Origin of the sequence: Lentimicrobium sp. S6, assembly GCF_013166635.1 — a bacterium.
GTDB lineage: Bacteria > Bacteroidota > Bacteroidia > Bacteroidales > UBA12170 > UBA12170.
Window position 1 is genome coordinate 1 of record NZ_JABKBZ010000282.1, and the last position, 491, is coordinate 491.

Below are 491 nucleotides of genomic sequence, written 5' to 3' on the forward strand. Positions count from 1 at the left end.
GGATTAGATTATACAAAGCTGCTTGAGTACACTGATAAAGAGTTGGATGATTTGCTTCCTTCAAAAGGAACAATTGATTCAAATAGATACAGCACGTTCTCAGATTACCTATCCTACTTTGATAAAGAATTAAAGAAGCCAGGATGTACACGAGAGCAACTTTGGCGCGAGTATTTAGCAAAACATCCAAATGGGTACAGCTATAGTTCATTTAACGATCATCTCGCACGATGGCGCAATAATACCAAAGGAAGTGGCAAGTTAGAGCATAAATATGGCGATGCTGTTTATGTAGATTATACAGGCAAAAAAATGCAAATCATCAATAAGCAAACAGGAGAGCTAATTGATGTGGAAGTGTTTGTTAGCATACTTCCTGCTAGTCATTATACTTATGTAGAGGCAACTATGAGCCAGAGAAAGGAAGATTTCATCAACTCTATGAATCATTGCTTACAATATTTTGGTGGCGTACCCCAAACTATAGTAAC

Annotated in this window: 1 pseudogene; it reads left to right on the forward strand. The window is 37.3% G+C overall.

Going from position 1 to position 491, the window contains the following annotated elements:
- A pseudogene (locus HNS40_RS22740) lies at nucleotides 1-491 on the forward strand (IS21 family transposase); the annotation flags it as partial.